Below are 17331 nucleotides of genomic sequence, written 5' to 3' on the forward strand. Positions count from 1 at the left end.
AAAGACTACCCTCTTCCCTTATGATCATCAATAGTCTTCTCGATACAGACCTGTACAAGTTTACCACAGGCTACGCTTATGCCAAACTATTCCCCTATGCCTATGGACACTTCAAGTTCATAGATCGGGATCATCGCATCTATCCCAAGGGGTTTGCCCAATTGCTGAGAGAAGAAATTGACCATATGTCTCGAATTGTCCTAAGTGATAGCGAAGCGCAGTTCATAGCCCATCGAATGCCCTATATCCCCCCCACTCACATTGATATGCTAAGAGGGTTTCGTTTCAATCCCGATGAGCTTACCATCACACAAGACAGCGAGGGGCATCTGTATATAGATGCGGAGGGGCCTCTCTATCGGGTAACTCTCTGGGAAACACCCATCCTAGCTCTAGTAAGTGAATTGTACTATCGGGTAATGAATATAACTCCGGACGAAGAGTACATGCAGCGAGTGGCTATAGACAAAGCTACCCGACTAGAAAAGGAGAAACTTAACTTCTCGCTATTCGGGATGCGCCGACGCTTTAGCTACGAGGTAGAAGACCAAATCACACGTATCATGCAAGAGTATGCTCCACAGCACTTCTTTGGTACAAGCAATGTGCACTTTGCGCACAAATACAACCTCAATGTATCGGGGACTCATCCTCACGAGTGGATCCAATTCCATGGAGCCATATACGGCTACAAAATGGCAAACTATATGGCAATGGAAGACTGGATCAACGTCTATGACGGAGACCTAGGGACTGTGCTAACAGACACCTATACGACGGATGTTTTCTTGAGGAATTTTAGCAAAAAACATGCCCAGCTATATACGAGTTTGCGCCATGATAGTGGAGATCCTTTCCAATTTGTGGACAAAGCAATTGCCCGCTATCGAGAGCTAAAAGTAGATCCGAAAATCAAATACATCATCTTCTCCGATAGTCTCAATGTGGACAAAGCGATAAGGATACGGAACTATTGTGCAGATCATATCCGTTGCTCTTTTGGTATTGGCACTAACCTTACCAACGATACCGGTTGTGGTGTAGCCCCATCAAACATTGTAATGAAACTATGGCGCTGCAAGATGACCGAGCGAGAGGAGTGGAGCTACTGTGTAAAACTTAGTGACGCTCACGGGAAATATACAGGCGTGCCCGAAGAAATTAATTTGGCTCGTCTCACATTAGGGATTAACGACTAATCATCCCCCGAAAGCCCCATTGACATGGAGAGAATGAAGCCCCAAATTGCCCTCTTTGCAGGTTCTTTTGATCCCATACACATTGGGCACATGGCGCTAGCCAATTATATCCTCTGCCATAACAAAGGGATAGAGCAACTTTGGTTTGTACCCACCGCTCAAAACCCGCTTAAGCCCAGAGCTACGGAACTCTCCTTTACGCGGCGATGCCATCTTATCGAAGAAGTGATAGCCAATGACTCTCGCTTTTCTTGCTGTCGCATAGAGGAGACTTTGCCCGCTCCTCATTACACGATATACACTCTAGACAAATTGAGGGATCATAACCCTCAATACCAATTTATCCTCATAATGGGAGCCGATAATTGGCTTAGTATAGAGCACTGGTATCATTGGAGAGAATTGATTGAGCAATACCCTATCTTAGTTTATCCACGCCCTGGATACACTCTCCCCAGAGAGGCGGGAAATAGCAATGTCACTCTACTACACGATGCTCCGCTAATGGAGATCTCTTCTTCTGAAATCAGATCTGCTCGGCATAAGGGGGAAGACCTCCGCTACTGGATGCCTCGCCCCGAACTTTTTGAACTTCTCTAATCCCTTATCAATCAATGCCCAGACCTCGACGCAAACTTTCTGCCCTGCAAGTAACCTGCATTTCGGCTATTTGGTTTGTAATTGCAGGCTGGCTTTTTTCGTCCGTTAGGCTGGATATTTTTTCAATATTAGCCATCATTCTTTCGGGAATCATCGTATTTATTGCCTTGTATAAGAGTCGCCGATAATTCCTTCCAATCTCTTAGGATACACACATCACGGGGCTATTGCTTCGACCATAATGCCACTATTCTACTAGTTATTCGTACTTTTGAGGGTAGATTAAGAATGAAACTGTACTCGTCTCAGATATATTAAGACTCATGGATATACTATTAGTAGGCTATGGACGCATGGGAAAAGTCATCGAAAAAGAGGCTATACGAAGAGGACATCGTATTACAGGGATTTTCGATGCTGATGGTGGATGCTTTACGGAGCAACAGCAATTGCCACCTGCCGATGTCTGCATCGAGTTTACAACTCCTCAGACTGCCTATAAAAACTGCCTACATGCAATCAATAAAGGATTACCGGTAGTATCGGGTACAACGGGTTGGCGCGATGATGTACAGAAGCTACAAGAGACCATTTTGAACTCTAAGAGCGGCACATTCTTCTATGCCAGTAATTTTAGTTTAGGGGTAAATATCCTCTTTGAACTCAATAGGCAACTTGCCCGAATCATGCAGAAGGCTCCTGAGTACAGCGTTTCTCTTGAGGAAACGCACCATGTGCACAAACTTGATGCCCCTAGTGGTACTGCTATCACTTTGGCAGAAGATATAATAAAGGAGTCTCCTAATTTGGAAGGATGGGCACTTGCCCCCAATTTAGATCCTCATACACTCCCGATAGAAGCTAAGCGAATAGGAGAGATTCCCGGTATTCATAGCATCAAGTGGCATTCTCCAGTTGACGAACTAACTCTTTCCCACGAGGCATTCGGAAGAGAGGGGTTTGCCCTTGGAGCTGTACTCGCTGCCGAATATGCCGTGACACATCATGGTGTACTCTCCATGAGAATGATGCTCGGATTTTGTGACTAGATCCTCCTAATCAAAGAACTAAGAACCTAATATTAAGCATATATGCAACACAATAGCACACAGAAGAAAAACCTATTAACCCGACGCAACATTGTAGGGGTTATTGTGTCTCTCCTCTTTATCGCGTTTGCCATTTGGGCAGGTTGGCTATGGTTGATTTTCCTTCCCCTTATCATAGACTATTACTTCTTTCATAAGATCAAATGGAATTGGTACAACTCCATCCAAAACAACCTGTTGCGTAATATCTGTGCCTGGCTCTGCGATATTGTTTGCTGTGTTATTGGGGTGGCTTTACTCAATATCTACTTCTTCCAAAACTTTGCCATCCCCTCCTCTTCGCTTGAAAAGACCTTGCTTGTAGGGGATTACCTCTATGTTGATAAACTAAGCTATGGGCCTAGGCTTCCTAATACGCCTCTGGCCATCCCTCTTGTCCACAATACATTTTTGGGAGGGAAGAGCTATAGCGAAACACCTACTCTCAAATATCGCCGCCTCCCTGGGCGAGGTCATGTAGAGCGTGAAGACCTGGTCGTTTTTAATTTCCCCGCCGGAGATACTGTGGCTGTAAAGGTTCCCAATCCCGACTACTATACCCTTATTGCGCTTTATGGGCGAGACGTCGTATGGAAAAATACATCTGAATTTGGAGAAATAGTGTATCGTCCCGTCGATCGTCGCGACCACTATGTAAAACGCTGCGTGGGAATGCCCGGGGAAACTCTACAAATCCGCAACAACGATCTCTATATCAATGGGGAAAAACAGGCTCGCCCCAAGTACATGCAGCTTAATTATTATGTACAAGCAAAGCCTGAAGGTTTGTCGGTACGAGACTTTGAAACTTTAGGAATTAGCGAAAGTGATCGCGGATACATACAGCTATCTCCCGAAACCTCGAGTTCCCTATCGAGCATGGGTTTTGACCTAGCCTTAGAAGGGGGTAAGAGCACTTTCTATCACTTCCCTCTTACTGAAGAAATGCTACAAAAGCTACAAAGCGACACTAGAGTGCTCAAAATCGTTGTGGAACCCGACAGCGAAGGATTTACCTATCCCGTAGAAGCCCACCTAGGATGGAGCCGAGACAACTATGGTCCTATACTAATCCCCAAAAAGGGACTAACTATCAAGTTGTCTCCTAATAACCTTCTTCTCTACAAGCGTTGCATAGAAGCCTATGAAAGACACTCTGTAGCTATAGATAGCAACGGAGCTATTATGATTGATGGAGAGGCTAAGGATACATACACTTTTGCTATGGACTACTATTTCATGATGGGAGATAATCGCCATAATTCTGCCGATAGCCGCTATTGGGGCTTCGTTCCCGAAGATCATGTCGTAGGCAAACCTGTCCTTCTTTGGCTCTCCTTGGATAAAGACAAAGGCCTATTCTCTGGCAAAATTCGCTGGCATCGTATGTTTCGTAAGGTGACCAAATGGTAATAACCACCTTCCCAACTTGGCGAGATGGCACCCAAAGAGAGAATCAAGAAGAAATGTCCGGCATGGAAATACTATGCCCTACCGCTCTTTTCTATCATCTTGGTAGTGCTACTGCGTCTTTGGGTGGGCTTTGTATACCATGTCCCCAAGGAAAACGAGGCTTTAGGGAAATATGCAGGACGTTACCACTTGATGGTGCGAATAGGGTCTCCCAAACGGGGAGAACTTGTTCTTGTAATTCTAGAAAATAAAGGGAAGAAAAGTGATACACATAAGCAGCCCTTGTTGGTTGCGGGGCTACCCGGCGATACCATCGAATCGTATGCAGGAGCTATCTATGTCAATGGCAAATCTTGGTACCCTTCACACGATCAGCAGCAACGCTCTTCTGCATCTAAAAGTATTGCTTCTTCGCACCTATTATCTCCCCCTTCGCCAGACTCTGATTCTTCAGATAGTACTTACTATCGTTTAGTACTTCGGCCTAATGAGTTCTGGTTACTAACCTACTCTATCCGTAACACCATGGACTCTCGCCACTATGGCCCGATACATCGCAACCGGTTGTACGGCATACAAGCCCTATGATATTATCTACAGCCTACGCTCCTCCGATACAATACTTCGCAAAATTAGCCTCTGGTAGAGTACTACTTGAGGCCTGTGAGCATTACATCAAGCAGACCTATCGCAATAGGTGTCGTATACTAGCGGCTAATGGCATGCAAGAGCTAAGCATTCCGGTAGAGCAAGGAGCCTCTGAGCAATGCCCCATCCGTGAAGTACGCATATCAGAGCACAATAATTGGCGTGCAAGACACTGGCAGACCCTAAAAAGCTGCTATGGTATGGCACCTTTTTACGAGTATTATGCTCCCGATATTGAGCCATTCTATCGAAAGCGATATACGTTCTTGTACGACTTTAATCTGGAGTTAATCGAGCTTATTGCGGGGCTAATGCATCTAGATATTTCAATCGCAGAAACAGAGACTTATCAAGCTACCTCTCCCGAGGATTTTCGTCTCTCTATACGTCCCAAGAAGCCTCCTTTCGACCCCTATTTTAATGCCCAAGTCCCCTACTATCAGGTATTCAAAGGGGAAAATAGTGCAGACTTTACACCTAATCTGAGCATTTATGATCTACTTTTCAATGAGGGGCCTCTAGCCCCAATTCTACTCAAAAAGTCGATTATCTCTCACCCCTCTATCCTGTGAACTAACACTGTAATTGCTGCTCTAGTTTGGAGATCGTTGTAGCAAATTCGTGGTCTATGGATATAGCATCGCGAGTAGAATTACAGCCATGGATAACGGTAGCATGACTTCTCCCTCCTAGATAATGCCCAATGCTGGAAAGGGATTCTTTGGTATGCTTATTAGCCAAGAACATGATAATATGGCGAGCCATAACAATGTCTTGACGGCGGCTTTTCCCCTTTACTTGATGTGCTGGGATGTGGAAGTTCTCACATACAAGCTTTTGTATATTCTCCAACGTTACCTCTCTCTCCTCCATCCGTATGGTACGAGACAAAATCTCCCGACTAAATGAAAGGTCTATGGGGCTACCTGTAACGGAGGCACTCAAAAAGATACTAGAGAGCACTCCATCTATCTCTCGTACACTATGGGAAGCGTTCTTGACAATAAAGTCACTCACCTCTTCTGTAAGGACAACTCCTCCCTGACTTGCCAGCTTATTAAGGATCTCCCGACGAAGACAAAGATCCGGGCGTTTGATCTGCGCTGTAAGAGAGCCTGCCATACGAGAGACAATACGCTCACTCAACGCATTAAAGTCACTCACGGAGCGATCCGATGTGAGAACAATCTGCTTGCCAAGGGAATACAAGTGATTGAATATCTCAAAGAAAGCCTGCTGCGAACGTTCTTTCCCCTCCAATTCTTGTATATCATCAAGCAATAATACATCTATCTGCTGATAGTACTTGATGAAGTCGGGTACCTTCTTATTCTTACTTGCCGCTGTAAATTGCTGTACAAACTGCAACGTAGTGACGTAGAGCACGCGCAAGTCCGAATGTTGACGAAGGATTTCCCACCCCATGGCATTCATCATATGCGTCTTCCCAACTCCTGGAGGGCCATAAATAAAGAAAGGGTTCATCATAGCATCTCCCGGCTCTACACAAATGCGACGAGCAAGAGAAAGAGCTACATCATTAGACTCTCCACGGATAAACGAATCGAATGTAAAAGGAGGGAGTAACTTCGTGTCCCATTGAGTGGGATTTGTTGCCCCGACATCGTTGTGAGGGACTGAAATACCTTGAGGGATACTTGCAGGGGATGTAGATAAAGAAGCTTCGGACATAGAGGTCAGTAGACAACCCTCTGCCGTATTATTGGAAGTGCTATCCACCATTGCGAGGTACCTCAGTCGAGCATGTTCACCAAGTACAGACCGCAAGGCCTGCTGCATTTGGATTGCAAAATTCTGCTCAATGTATTCGCAGAAAAAGGCACTAGGCACCTTCACTACGATGGTATTATTCCCCTCTAAGCGCACGGGCTCTATGGGATGAAACCAAATATTAAACTGCTTGGAAGGAATATGAGAACTCAAGTGTACGAGACACTCTTGCCATATGCTATTTACGTTCTGTTCCATATTCTCTCTTTAGACGTTCTATATTCTTGTTTCAATCCTTATCATACCTTCCTCAGAGAGAGGGGAAACTCCCCCTAGGGAGAGAAAATCTACCCGCCTTAAGCTTCCCAATAACAAGGGTAACAACGTGGCGTAATCAACCTCTCCTTCCTATCTATCCGAAGGTGTAATTTGGTCTTTCAAGATAGTATTACCTATCTCTCCACTTCACTCTGAATGAACAAGGAGAATCAGTATTTCCCTTCGTTCAATCACATCGCAAAACTAGTGCTTATTTTTGGGCTAAACAAACCGAGAAAATCCACAATGAGGCTAATGATATAGCTAACTACCTATAGAATCAGCACCTTGTATAACCACTTATAGACTATGAAGAGAATTGTGCTCAAATTCCTATATATCAATTAGATAGAAAGAAGTTATTTTATGAAACGACAAGTTATCAACAATCAAGAAAAAGCGTAAGTCCCTTACTATATTGCACTTTAGGTGTGTAACAACATGGGGAGAAGAGCCCTCTTTGATAATCAGACAAAGTACAACTTTATAGACTAGATTATAAAGAGAAAATAGCCATACGGCTTATTTGTTTCTAGGCATAAATCCATTAGTTTTCGAGGCTTCAATCAAAGGTATGGATACTCTGTGGGAGAATATCAAGAAGGAGTTGAGCATTATAGAGATCATCATAACGTGGCGATAAGAGTTTTACCCTTCGTTCTTCTTCTTCCAATGTAAACTCTTGAGAAGCAATGGCACAAGCTTGATGTAGAATATCCTCATCACTCTTTACTCTATAGACACACTCCTCTAGTCCCGTTCCGTAGACCATCTCTTCGTTTGCTATAACATAACGACCGGAATAAAGGGCATTAAGGAGTTTCAATTTAAGCCCCGTTGGCTGACTTGTAACTAAGATATGTGCAGAAGCCTGCTCAATAAGACGCTCCATTCGCTCTCCCGACACGTTGGCTTCCAAACGAACATTTTCGCTTCTCTGCACACATTTTTGGAGGCTAGGCGATGGATCTCGTCCTGCTACTACGAGAGGAAGGGGAAGTTGAGGGGCTAGGCGAATCAATCTCTTTGCCGTAAGTTCATTCTCTAATACAGAGAGTTTGCCATGAAATAAAAAGTAATCCCCCTTCCCCAGCTGGTTCTTTACCTTCTGATCTCCATGAAAACCCGAAATCCATTGCACCTCTACTCCTGGGTAATGGTGAGCAAAATAATCTCGCTCTCGGGGGGTAATTGCTAGAATATGGTGTGCATAAAGAAGGTTCTTCTCAAAGAGACGCAGTCGATAACTCTCAAGGGCAAAATAGAGCTTCTTAAATAGACTTCGAGTACCCTTTGCCAGATAGTGATAATACTCGTGCTCTATGTTGCAGGCTCGGACAATACGAAGCCGATTGCTAAGAGCAGGGTGTGACAAAAAATGACACGTATGCAATCCCTCAAAGAGAATAGGTGCATCATCCTCCAAAAGATGGGAGAGAAGGTTTTGAGAACGACGGCTATAAATGATATAGGGCTCACGTGATAATGCGGAAAATATCCCCCTAAGACGCGGATAGTAATAGACCTTTTCACACAAATTCTCCAGTTCCTGTTGCTCGGGTCTGCCATACTGATAGCAATGAAGTATTATGCTGACTCCTCGGTCGGCAAGAGCCTTTATCTTATAGTAAACATCTATTACTCCTCCATAATCAGCAGGATAGGGAACGTCAAAAGATACTATATGTAATCGTCTTTCCATGGTATTGACCATTATGATTTAGCATAGAGGCCTCCGGGGAGAGGCTTAATGAAGCCGTCAAACTCAAGCGTGAATAATTTATTAGATAGCTCAGCTGCAGACATTCCCAAGCGCATGAGAAGATCATTAAAGTGTATTGTTTCTTCCTCTACAATGAGGCGTAATACAGGGTCGTCCGGAAGATCTTGAGGAACAAAGAGAGAAGATGAGCTTTCCTCTTCCCCTCCATTACTCTTTCCCCACCCTAATACGGATATGATGCTATCAGCATTAACGGCAGGGATAGCCTGCATAGAAGCTATAATACGATTGCACCCCACAGAGGTAGAATCTGTAATACGCCCCGGAACGGCGAATACTTCCCGACCGTACCCCGAAGCCATTGCAGCAGTAAGAAGCGAACCTCCACGGTCAGCACTCTCTACTACAAGGGTGGCGTGAGAAAGGCCTGCTACAATACGATTACGCCCCACAAAATGGTGACGCTCTACTTTACTTCCCCAAGAATACTCGCTAAGTAATCCCCCTTTTTTGACCATCTCGATAGCGATATTGCGGTGAGCCGCTGGATAAATCCTATCTAAACCATGAGCTAATACTCCGATGGTAGGGATCCCTAAGTCAAGAGCTACTTTGTGAGCCTTTACGTCGATACCAAATGCCAACCCACTAATCACCACGAGATCGGGCAACTTGTTTGCCAAATCTTCAAGCAGGACTTCTACTGCTTTTAAGCCATAACGAGAAGCGCGCCTTGTTCCCACTACACTGATGCAATGAGGAGAGTGCAAAGCGTCTCTATTACCAAAATAAAAGAAGGCAGGAGGTGGGTCTGCACACTCTGCAAGTAACTGGGGATAGTCCACATCCCCTAATCCAAAAGTATCAATGTGCTTTCTTTTGGCCTCCTCTACCTCCCGCTTGGCACTCTCAAGGAGCTCAGAAAGAGAAAGGTGTGACACCACACGCCTATAAAGCGCAGGTGCCACACCTTCTAAAATAGCCGGATTGGAAAATATGTCGCAGACATCATCTACAGCATCTAAGATACGACGGAGAGTAATAGCACCTACTCCCTCTATCCGACTTAGGGCTAAAAGATAAGCTGCCTTACCCATCAGCTTCCCAAAAACTAGTTATTAATGCTTCTTCAACCAACTCAAAGCATTAGCAAAAGCCTCCATCCAAGGGGTTACTTCATGCGAACCATCAGGATAGAAACCGCACTGCCAGGGGAATACAGATCGCTCTGGGTGTGGCATAATGGCTAGGTGGCGACCATCATCACTGCAAATGGCAGCGACTCCTTCCGGAGAGCCATTAGGATTACCGGGATAGGTCTTATAGTCGTATTGAGCAACAACATTGTACTTATCAACAGGAGCGTCAAAGGCAAAACGACCTTCGCCATGAGCACACCAGACTCCGAGGGTAGCACCGGCAAGTGAACCCATCATTATCGAATTGTTTTTGGGAATTGTTAGCCCAACAAAGCAGCTCTCAAATTTCTGCGACTCATTGTGCAACATTTTGTGTCGAGGTCTCTTGTCTGCATAGAGTAGCCCAAGCTCAGCCATCAGTTGACAGCCATTGCAAACTCCCAAACTTAGGGTATCGGGGCGAGCATAAAAAGCATCAATAGCCGCTTTTGCGCGTTCATTGTACAAGATGCCTGCAGCCCATCCCTTGGCAGAGCCTAGTACGTCACTATTAGAGAATCCACCACAGAAAACAAGCATCCGTACATCCTCTAAGGTCTCGCGCCCAGAGGTAAGGTCCGTAAGGTGTACGTCCTTTACATCAAAACCTGCAAGGTGAAGGGCGTAGGCCATCTCACGCTCCCCATTCGTACCCTTATCTCGTAAAATGGCAGCGACAATACCCGAGTGGTTGCTCCGGTCTGCATCAAGCCCTAAAGAAGTTTTCTTCCCCGAGAATTTCTGAGGTAGACGATAGCAGATAGGTTGAATAGGATAATTATTAAAACGCTCCTGAGCAAGTTTCTCTGTTGATTGATAACAATCCAATAAGAATGATGGGCGATACCAATCCGTACGAGCCTTATCTATATCGATAGTAATCAATTTATCTCCCTTCTTAATCAAGAGAGTACGCTCTTCGGAGGGAGTCGCAATTACAGAGAAAGCAACGCCCATTTCATCTAGCACCCTCTGAGCCTTATCAAGATTATTTACTTGGAGTAGTACCCCGGGATTCTCTGCATAAAGGAGCTTGGTAAGATCTTCTTCTACTAGCTCTGAGAGGTCAATAGAGAGCCCTCCCTTGGTATTGGCAAAACACATCTCAAGCAATGCCGTTAGCATCCCCCCTGCCGATATATCATGCCCGGCAAGTACAAGATCTTTCTTAATCAGGGACTGTACCGCAGCAAAAGCATCTGCAAAATACTCCGCATTAGCAACCGTTGGAGCAGATTCTCCAACCTTTCCCAGACTTTGGAAGAAAGCAGATCCGCCTAATGCAAGGGGCGCAAAACTAAAGTCTATGTACAAAAGAGACGAACCGGCAACAGGCTGAATAACTGGTGTTACAATCTTACGGACATCGCTTACCGGAGCTGCTGCCGATATAATAACCGTACCAGGGCTTACGACGGATGGCTCTGTCGGATACTTTTGTGTCATAGAGAGAGAGTCTTTCCCTGTGGGGATATTGATACCCAACTCTATGGCAAAGTCCGAACAAGCCTCCACAGCACGATACAAACGAGCGTCTTCCCCCTCATTGCGGCAGGGCCACATCCAATTGGCACTTAGCGAAACGCTCTGTAATCCTTCGGTAAGAGGAGCAAAAACGATATTGGTCAAAGACTCAGCAATAGAGAGTATTGAACCCGTAGCAGAGTCTATAAGTCCTGCTTGAGGCGCATGCCCAATAGTTGTAGCATAACCCTTCTCTCCACGATAATCGAGAGCAATAGCACCAAGATCTGCAAGAGGGAGCTGTAGCTCTCCACAACATTGCTGGCGTGCAACGCGCCCTGTCACAGATCGGTCTACCTTATTGGTAAGCCAATCTTTACAGGCAACGGATTCCAAACTGAGCACACCTTGGAGATACTTCTCGGGTGCTTGAGCGTCGTATGTAGCGTCTTGATAAGAATGCTCCAGTGTAGAGTCTCTCATGATAGTACGCGGAGGCTTTGCAAGCATATCCTCTACAGCAAGATGGATTGCTTCTTCTTTGGTAGATTTTCTTCCAAAGCAAAGCTCGTGACTATCGGTCGTTTTACCCACCTTATATATAGGAGCTTTCTCTCGTGCAGCAATAGCAGCAATTCGCTCATAGTCTTTTTCTTCGATGAGCAAGCCCATGCGCTCTTGACTCTCGTTGCCAATAATTTCCCTATCAGATAGGGTGGCATCCCCTACGGGAAGCGCGTCAATATCAATCTCCCCACCCGTGGCTTCGATAAGTTCTGTAAGGCAGTTAAGGTGCCCACCGGCTCCGTGATCGTGAATACTAATGATAGGATTATCGTCACTCTCGGCAAGAGCTCGCACCACATTTTCTACACGTTTTTGCATCTCCGGATTGGCTCTTTGTACGGCGTTGAGCTCAATGCCGGCACTGTACTGCCCTGTATTTACAGAACTTACAGCACCACCGCCCATACCGATACGGTAGTTGTCACCACCCAATACCACAACCGTCTCTCCTGCCTTGGGCTCCTCTTTTATAGCATCACGTTGTCGAGCATAACCAATCCCCCCGGCAAGCATAATTACCTTGTCGTAGCCATAACGTGTAGCCTTGTCATCTTCTTGATGTTCGAAGGTAAGTAGTGACCCCGTAATAATGGGCTGACCAAACTTATTCCCAAAGTCACTGGCTCCATTGGAGGCCTTTGTAAGAATTCCTTGAGGATGCTGATAAAGCCAAGGGCGAGCCTCCATAGACATAGGAATGGCAGACTGGAGACGAGGATAACTTGTCATATATACAGCCGTACCAGCCACAGGGATTGAAGCCTTCCCCCCTGCCATGCGATCTCGTATCTCCCCACCAGTACCCGTAGCTGCGCCATTAAAGGGCTCTACCGTTGTGGGGAAATTGTGTGTCTCTGCCTTGAGAGAGAGTACAGTATCTATCGGTTTGGTGGAGAACAATGAAGGGCGATCTCCACAAGATGGGGCAAATTGCTCCACCCTTGGCCCCTTGATAAAAGCTACATTGTCTTTGTAAGCGGATACCAAACCATTGGGATTAGCTTCCGAAGTAGCCTTGATCATGGAGAAAAGAGATTGCTCCTGCTCCTCTCCATCAATAACAAAGGTGCCATTAAATATCTTATGTCGGCAATGCTCCGAGTTTACCTGAGAGAAGCCAAACAACTCACTATCCGTAAGCTTACGTCCCAAACGCTTTGAAAGATTTTGAAGGAAATCAATCTCTTTTTCGCTTAGAGCGAGCCCCTCAGATTGGTTGTAGGCTGCAATATCATCTATGTATGCAATGGGAGCCGGAGTTGCATCTGTATGGAATATAGATGCCCCAGGAGCATGGTACACACATTCGGTCATAGGATCGAATATGGGTTGCTCTTCCTTAACACGTCTAAGCAACTCAATACGCGTAATCCCCTCAATACCCATGTTTTGAGTAATCTCTACAGCATTGGTACTCCAAGGAGAAACGATCTCACTACGAGGGCCGATATAATCTCCTTCGGCCTGCACTGTGGGGATAACTTTGTCCTCTAAAGCAAAAAGCCACTGGAGCCTCTCAAGGTCTTGATCAGAAAAAACACCACTATGCTCCACGGCATAGAGGATATCGCACTGCGAGGGGAAATAACTAATCATCGCTATTCGGTAATAAAAAATAAATCTGGTATCCTAAATTCTCTCCCTTGAGAAAGTGCAGGAACTCCACAAAAGTAGGAAAAATCTCGCATCTAGCGAACATTCTTGCGTGAGAGCACAAAAAAAAGGGAGACTTATTTTGAGTAAAGTCTCCCCCGTAATATCTATAGAGATTTTCTTTCTGTTCTTAACAAAGAGGAATCTTTGCTACACGAGCTTCATGCCGTCCCCCCTCAAAATCTGTAGAGAGGAATGCCATTATAATCTTCTTAGCCTCATCCAACGAAACAAATCGAGCAGGGAGCGAAAGCACATTGGCATTATTGTGTGCTCTACCCAGTGCCGCAATCTCTTCGTTCCAAGAAAGTGCAGCACGCACATGGGGATGCTTATTGAGAGCCATAGATATGCCATTACCCGAGCCACATATGGCAATCCCCCACTCTAGCTCGCCACTATCAATAGCCTCTCCCAATTTGTGTGCAAAATCGGGATAATCGGCACGCTCTTCGCTGTAAGTGCCAAAATCTTGATACTCAATACCCAGGTCTGTGAGGATCTTCTTCACCTCTTCTTTGAGAGCAAAACCGGCATGATCCGAACACAATCCAAATCTCTTCATAGCAAATAAAAAACTTCTTTATTTTATCTCTTTCGTAAAATCCTTAGCCCTTTTTCCACGATGCCCCGGATAAAAAATTATCTCCTTTTTGCGCACGACAAACATAGGGGAATGAGCCACTTCATACACCCACTAGAGGGTAGCAGCACTCATTCCCCAAGCCATTGATGGATAGGCTTAGACCTATCTATTTGCTTAAATCTTGGTTACAAGATCTTCGGGTACACCATCTCCCAATGTTGTATTGAGGCGGTATCCCTTCCCATGTACGTTCTTAATTTCGAGAGAGGGGTCTTCCTTCAAGATTTTGCGTAGCTTGGTAATGTATACATCCATACTACGTGCATTGAAGTAATTGTCGTTCTCCCAAATTGTTTTAAGGGCATAGTTGCGCTCCAAAGTTTCGTTTGCAAAAGAGCAAAGGAGACTGAGAAGCTGACTTTCCTTAGTGGTGAGTTTAATCACCTTTTCACCAATTGTAAGCGTTTGCTTCTGTATGTCAAAAAAGAACTTACCCAACTGATAGTAGGGCATTATCTTAGACTCAACTCCCTTTACACGTCGCAATATAGCTTCGATGCGAGCTAATAATTCATCGAGACTGAATGGCTTTGTTACATAATCATCAGCCCCTACTTCAAAGCCATGAAGCACATCACCTTTCTCTGTTTTTGCTGTGAGGAAAATAATGGGCACCATAGTATTGATTGCACGAATGTCCCTAGCAAGAGTAAAACCATCCTTACGAGGCATCATTACATCAAGGATACAGAGGTCGTACTCTGTCTTCTCAAAGTTATGAAGCCCCTCTTCACCATCGCGAAAGAGATGCGTTTCAAATCCCTTGGTATCAAGATATTCCTTGAGTAAGAGACCTAGATTGTCATCGTCTTCGCAGAAAAAGATTTTCGTTTTTTCATTCATAGCTACTTATTATTGATTGTTTCTTTTTATTCTTAATCCCTCTATAATAGAAAATCTAAAGGAGGACTATTGTTCATCTAAGGGAGCGTCTTCGGTGGGCAACTCGAAGATCATGGTTGTTCCTATCCCTATCTCACTTTCTACTTTTACATGCCCTTTCATAGATTTGACTGTGGCTTTTACATAGGAAAGCCCCAATCCAAAACCTTTTACATCGTGTATATCTCCCGTATCTACTCGATAATACTGACGGAATATATTACGTTGGTCCTTACGCGATATGCCAATACCATTGTCTTTTATCTCAATGCGAAGCACTTTGGGCTTAGGATTTGATGTAGATAAATAAAGCCTAGGAGGCACATTGGGTTTGGAGTACTTAATGGCATTGTCCAACACATTAAATATAATGTTTTGAAAGTGCATCTTATCCACGTTGAGATAACTATTCTTCGCACGTAAGTCCGAAGTCATTACTCCCATTTTCTCTTCGCACTTAAAGGAATAGACCGTAATAGCATCTTCGAGCAGGCTATGAGCATCAAATAAAGAGGGATTAAATCGTACTCTACTCTCATTGACAAGCGTAAACTGCAAAATCTTCTCTATCAAGAAAAAGAGCCGCTTAGTCTCGCTTTGCATTGCCCCAAGTAAACGATGACGGCGTGCAGGATCTTTTACAAGTACGTCATCATCAAGCATCTCAGATGCTAATTTTATTGATGTTACAGGGGTCTTTAGCTCATGGGTCATGTTGTGCACAAAGTCTTTTCGCCCTCGCTCAAAACGTTGCTGGCGGACAAAGAAAACTAGAGCTACGGCAAATACTAGCAATAAGACCAGTGTAGTAAATATGGTAGCAACTGTGTAGGTATGTGTTGTGATATATCTATCATGCTCGTAAAAGACAACATCTACGAACCCCTGTCCAGAATTGCTCATTGCAATCTTATCGAAAAGGGTATGCCGTACACTATTCTCCGGAGTAGCAAGAGCGTTGTGAGAAGGACCTTTTTCATACACCAAATGGTTCTCTTTATCGTAAATACGAACTATAAAGTCTTCGTATACGCCCACACTCTCTAGCGAATATTTGAGACAAGCATCGAGATAAGAGTAAGAAATCTTGTCGAAAGAGGGATGAATATCACTCTCCAAGTCTATAATAGAACTCAGTATTACTTCGTTAAGTGCGTCTTGATGAAATAAGTAAGCATCAAGCAATCGTTTCTGAATTCCCATTGTAAACAGCGAACGAGAATCCGTTACAACGGGAGGAGGCGGTGGGAGGGTATCTTCTAAATATGCCATTGAGCGATTAGAAAAACGAGAGCGATTGGCCGAAGAATTCCATGAAACAAGATCTTTGATACGCTTATCAAGCACAGAAGGTAATGCCCTACGCTCCTCTTCTCGACAATCCTCTTGCACCTTACAAACCATATTACGAAGGTCGAGCTGACTAGCAACAAACTGTGCCACAGCCTCTCGCTCCACCTCCTCTACAGCTTGATCTACAGCATTCTTTATATTAGAAAGAAAATACTCCTGACGCATCTCATGCATATCTCGTAGGAAACGGAACTGCATATAGAGTGATACAGCCAAAGCCAAAACAGGTAGAACGAAAAGAATTATGACCCAACGCTTCTTAAACATACAACCTCCTTACCTCTTTGCTCTCTCTTATGCAATACAATACATCAGGGGATAATTTCTTTTGTTATGGAACAACGCAAACCCTCCTTGCCCTCGGAAAATCTGCGAATTCGGGTACTTGAGGATACTCCCAAACGCGATAATTAGCTTTCTATTTACACCCTCTCGCATCATCTTACAAGTACAAAAATAACAATAATCCCCTAATAGGCAAGAGGTTTAATAATATCTCTTTTAAAAACCTTTCTGTCAGGCTCCAAAGAAGTCTTGAAAATAAGTAATAAAGGATATACTAGACAGAAAGGGGATTCCTCTCCGTAAAGAAAAACAGAAAGGCAATCAAGCCCCCCTTTATGATACCCTCAACAATTCTAATAGGCAGATAAAACTCACTTTTCCTCGCCCTGATCGTCCATACCAAGAGAGTGGGTTTCTCTCTCTCCTCTTAAAAAAAAAGAAGCACTCTGCAATTCTATGCAAAGTGCTTCTTCCAACTTTTGTCGGGATGACTAGATTCGAACTAGCGACCCCACGCCCCCCAGACGCGTACTCTAACCGGACTGAGCTACATCCCGAACAACGGCTGCAAAGGTAGATACTT

13 protein-coding genes and 1 tRNA gene are annotated in these 17331 nt (G+C 44.6%); 6 read left to right on the forward strand and 8 right to left on the reverse strand.

Features of this window, described 5'->3' with window-relative positions; all coding sequences use genetic code 11:
• Window positions 1-20: 20 nt before the first annotated feature.
• The 6 genes from pncB (at window position 21) to POREN0001_RS06550 (ending at window position 5520) form a co-directional block, all read left to right on the forward strand.
• Window positions 21-1199, forward strand: a complete 1179-nt coding sequence (pncB, locus tag POREN0001_RS06525) for a nicotinate phosphoribosyltransferase (RefSeq protein ID WP_004334332.1) — start codon at window positions 21-23, stop codon at window positions 1197-1199.
• 33 nt (window positions 1200-1232) lie between these two features.
• Window positions 1233-1799: a nicotinate (nicotinamide) nucleotide adenylyltransferase gene (nadD, locus tag POREN0001_RS06530; protein ID WP_052296698.1), complete on the forward strand. Its 567-nt coding sequence runs from the start codon at window positions 1233-1235 to the stop codon at window positions 1797-1799.
• A 323-nt stretch (window positions 1800-2122) separates the two neighbouring features.
• Window positions 2123-2848, forward strand: a complete 726-nt coding sequence (locus POREN0001_RS06535) for a 4-hydroxy-tetrahydrodipicolinate reductase (RefSeq protein WP_040581016.1) — start codon at window positions 2123-2125, stop codon at window positions 2846-2848.
• Between the two features lie 42 nt (window positions 2849-2890).
• Window positions 2891-4300 carry a signal peptidase I gene (gene lepB, locus POREN0001_RS06540; protein ID WP_004334061.1) on the forward strand — a complete coding sequence of 470 codons (1410 nt, stop codon included), beginning with the start codon at window positions 2891-2893 and terminating at the stop codon, window positions 4298-4300.
• A gap of 24 nt (window positions 4301-4324) precedes the next feature.
• Window positions 4325-4888, forward strand: a complete 564-nt coding sequence (locus POREN0001_RS06545) for a S26 family signal peptidase (RefSeq protein ID WP_004334065.1) — start codon at window positions 4325-4327, stop codon at window positions 4886-4888.
• Window positions 4885-5520, forward strand: a complete 636-nt coding sequence (locus POREN0001_RS06550; RefSeq protein ID WP_004334344.1) for a WbqC family protein — start codon at window positions 4885-4887, stop codon at window positions 5518-5520. Before POREN0001_RS06545 ends, POREN0001_RS06550 begins: the two co-directional genes overlap by 4 nt.
• Window position 5521: 1 nt before the next feature.
• On the opposite strand, the gene dnaA is transcribed toward POREN0001_RS06550, so the two are convergent.
• The 8 genes from dnaA to POREN0001_RS06590 form a co-directional block, all read right to left on the reverse strand.
• On the reverse strand, window positions 5522-6937 hold the full coding sequence (dnaA, locus tag POREN0001_RS06555) for a chromosomal replication initiator protein DnaA (RefSeq protein ID WP_004334357.1): 1416 nt from the start codon (window positions 6935-6937) through the stop codon (window positions 5522-5524).
• 622 nt (window positions 6938-7559) lie between these two features.
• Complete coding sequence (locus tag POREN0001_RS06560) at window positions 7560-8699, reverse strand: glycosyltransferase family protein (protein ID WP_040581093.1); 1140 nt, start codon at window positions 8697-8699, stop codon at window positions 7560-7562.
• A gap of 11 nt (window positions 8700-8710) precedes the next feature.
• Window positions 8711-9817, reverse strand: a complete 1107-nt coding sequence (dprA, locus tag POREN0001_RS06565) for a DNA-processing protein DprA (protein ID WP_004334046.1) — start codon at window positions 9815-9817, stop codon at window positions 8711-8713.
• Window positions 9818-9838: 21 nt separating this feature from the next.
• Window positions 9839-13525 (reverse strand): phosphoribosylformylglycinamidine synthase, encoded by a 3687-nt coding sequence (gene purL, locus POREN0001_RS06570; protein WP_004334230.1) that lies wholly within the window; start codon window positions 13523-13525, stop codon window positions 9839-9841.
• Between the two features lie 187 nt (window positions 13526-13712).
• Window positions 13713-14147: a ribose 5-phosphate isomerase B gene (gene rpiB / locus POREN0001_RS06575; RefSeq protein WP_004334311.1), complete on the reverse strand. Its 435-nt coding sequence runs from the start codon at window positions 14145-14147 to the stop codon at window positions 13713-13715.
• A gap of 195 nt (window positions 14148-14342) precedes the next feature.
• The gene (gene rprY / locus POREN0001_RS06580; protein ID WP_004334336.1) at window positions 14343-15071 is read right to left on the reverse strand and encodes a response regulator transcription factor RprY; all 729 of its coding nucleotides are present in this window, start codon (window positions 15069-15071) and stop codon (window positions 14343-14345) included.
• Between the two features lie 66 nt (window positions 15072-15137).
• Window positions 15138-16730, reverse strand: coding sequence for a sensor histidine kinase (locus POREN0001_RS06585; protein WP_004334199.1), 1593 nt, complete (start codon window positions 16728-16730; stop codon window positions 15138-15140).
• A gap of 500 nt (window positions 16731-17230) precedes the next feature.
• Window positions 17231-17305: transfer RNA gene (locus tag POREN0001_RS06590), tRNA-Pro, on the reverse strand.
• Window positions 17306-17331: the final 26 nt, after the last annotated feature.

The organism is Porphyromonas endodontalis ATCC 35406, from assembly GCF_000174815.1.
GTDB lineage: Bacteria > Bacteroidota > Bacteroidia > Bacteroidales > Porphyromonadaceae > Porphyromonas > Porphyromonas endodontalis.

Coding starts and splice junctions, on each gene's coding strand:
- pncB (WP_004334332.1), top strand. CDS start 21: ATGATCATCAATAGTCTTCTCGATACAGACCTGTACAAGTTTACCACA.
- nadD (WP_052296698.1), top strand. CDS start 1,233: ATGAAGCCCCAAATTGCCCTCTTTGCAGGTTCTTTTGATCCCATACAC.
- POREN0001_RS06535 (WP_040581016.1), top strand. CDS start 2,123: ATGGATATACTATTAGTAGGCTATGGACGCATGGGAAAAGTCATCGAA.
- lepB (WP_004334061.1), top strand. CDS start 2,891: ATGCAACACAATAGCACACAGAAGAAAAACCTATTAACCCGACGCAAC.
- POREN0001_RS06545 (WP_004334065.1), top strand. CDS start 4,325: ATGGCACCCAAAGAGAGAATCAAGAAGAAATGTCCGGCATGGAAATAC.
- POREN0001_RS06550 (WP_004334344.1), top strand. CDS start 4,885: ATGATATTATCTACAGCCTACGCTCCTCCGATACAATACTTCGCAAAA.
- dnaA (WP_004334357.1), bottom strand. CDS start 6,937: ATGGAACAGAACGTAAATAGCATATGGCAAGAGTGTCTCGTACACTTG.
- POREN0001_RS06560 (WP_040581093.1), bottom strand. CDS start 8,699: ATGGAAAGACGATTACATATAGTATCTTTTGACGTTCCCTATCCTGCT.
- dprA (WP_004334046.1), bottom strand. CDS start 9,817: ATGGGTAAGGCAGCTTATCTTTTAGCCCTAAGTCGGATAGAGGGAGTA.
- purL (WP_004334230.1), bottom strand. CDS start 13,525: ATGATTAGTTATTTCCCCTCGCAGTGCGATATCCTCTATGCCGTGGAG.
- rpiB (WP_004334311.1), bottom strand. CDS start 14,147: ATGAAGAGATTTGGATTGTGTTCGGATCATGCCGGTTTTGCTCTCAAA.
- rprY (WP_004334336.1), bottom strand. CDS start 15,071: ATGAATGAAAAAACGAAAATCTTTTTCTGCGAAGACGATGACAATCTA.
- POREN0001_RS06585 (WP_004334199.1), bottom strand. CDS start 16,730: ATGTTTAAGAAGCGTTGGGTCATAATTCTTTTCGTTCTACCTGTTTTG.